This is a genomic window from Kitasatospora sp. NPDC059803 (genome assembly GCF_042732255.1).
Lineage (GTDB): Bacteria > Actinomycetota > Actinomycetes > Streptomycetales > Streptomycetaceae > Kitasatospora.
Genome location: NZ_JBHWIJ010000103.1, coordinates 1 through 1,478, shown reverse-complemented (window position 1 = coordinate 1,478; position 1,478 = coordinate 1). Strand labels below are relative to the sequence as shown.

1 protein-coding gene is annotated in these 1,478 nt (G+C 71.4%); it reads left to right on the top strand.

Features of this window, described 5'->3' with window-relative positions; translation table 11 throughout:
- Positions 1–47: 47 nt before the first annotated feature.
- The gene (locus tag ACFV6I_RS18320; RefSeq protein ID WP_380426331.1) at positions 48–1,319 is read left to right on the top strand and encodes a hypothetical protein; all 1,272 of its coding nucleotides are present in this window, start codon (positions 48–50) and stop codon (positions 1,317–1,319) included.
- Positions 1,320–1,478 lie beyond the last annotated feature (159 nt).

The window sequence follows — 1,478 nt, the reverse complement described above, 5'->3', positions numbered from 1 at the left end:
GCCCACGGTGTGTCCCTGCTCTCCTCGACGGCCCGGCCCTCCCGCCCATGATGCCGGAGGGGGGGGGGGCCGCGGCCGGGGCGCCGGGCGCCGGGGGGGGGGCGGCGGCCTGTTCCAGCAGCGGATCCGGTTCGAGCCAGAACTCCTCCTCCCCCACGACCGGCGGCAGCCCCGGCACCACCCCGGCGGGCACGACCGACCCGACCAAGACGGGGGTGCCCAAGGGCACTCCGATCGGCGACGGTTCCAACGCCGACACCGGCCCGCAGCCGAACCAGCCGAAGCCCGAAAAACTCAAGCCCGGTGAGCGGCCGCCGCAGTTCGTGGTGTTCTCCTGGGACGGCGCGGGTGGCACCGACGACGGCCAGTTCCCCCGCTTCCTCAAGCTGGCGGAGCAGTACAAGGCCACGATGACCTTCTTCCTCTCCGGTATATACGCCCTGCCCAAGGGCAAGGCCGACCTGTACCACCCGCCGAAGCACTCGGTCGGCGCCTCCGACATCCCGTACCTGTCGGACGGTGCGGTCAAGAGCACGCTCAAGCTCGTCAGCCAGGCATGGCTGGCCGGGCACGAGATCGGCACCCACTTCAACGGGCACTTCTGCTCCAGCCGCCCGGACAAGAACGGGGTCAACATGTGGACCCCGGAGGACTGGCAGAGCGAGATCGACCAGGCGATCGGCTTCGTGACCCAGTGGCGGACCAACACCGGCTTCACCGACGTCGACCCGCTCCCCTTCGATTACAAGAAGGAGCTCATCGGCGGCCGCACCCCCTGTCTGGAGGGTCAGAAGGCGCTCCTGCCGACGGCCGCGAAGCTGGGCTGGAAGTACGACGCCAGCTCCTCCGGCGGCCTGCAGATATGGCCGCAGAAGGTGCAGGACGGCAAGGTCTGGGACTTCCCGCTGCAGTCCATCCCGTTCCCCGGGCACACCTTCCAGGTGCTGTCGATGGACTACAACATCCTGGCCAACCAGTCCGCAGGCAGCACCAAGGGCGACCCGTCCAAGTACAACGACTGGCGCACCCAGGCCAAGGACTCCTACCTGGCCGGCTTCGACCGCGCCTACAACAGCAACCGTGCGCCGTTCTTCATCGGCAACCACTTCGAGCAGTGGAACGGCGGCATCTACATGGACGCCGTCGAGGAGACCCTCAAGACCATCGCGGGCAAGCCGGACGTCCGACTGGTCTCCTTCCGGCAGCTGGTCGAGTGGCTGGAGGTGCAGGACCAGTCCACCCTGCGCAAGCTGCGCACGCTCAACGTCGGCCAGGCGCCGAGCGGCGGCTGGGAGACCTTCCTCGGCGCTGCGGGCTGAGACGGGGCAGACCGGGACAGGGCGGGCCGGGACGGGGCAGACCGGGACAGGCGCGGGGCGGGGGGGGGGGGGGCCCCCCCCCCCCCCCCCCGCCCGGGCGCGGGCCCCCCCCCCCCCCCCGGGGGGCGCCCCCGGCGCCCCCCCGCCCGCCGCGACGCC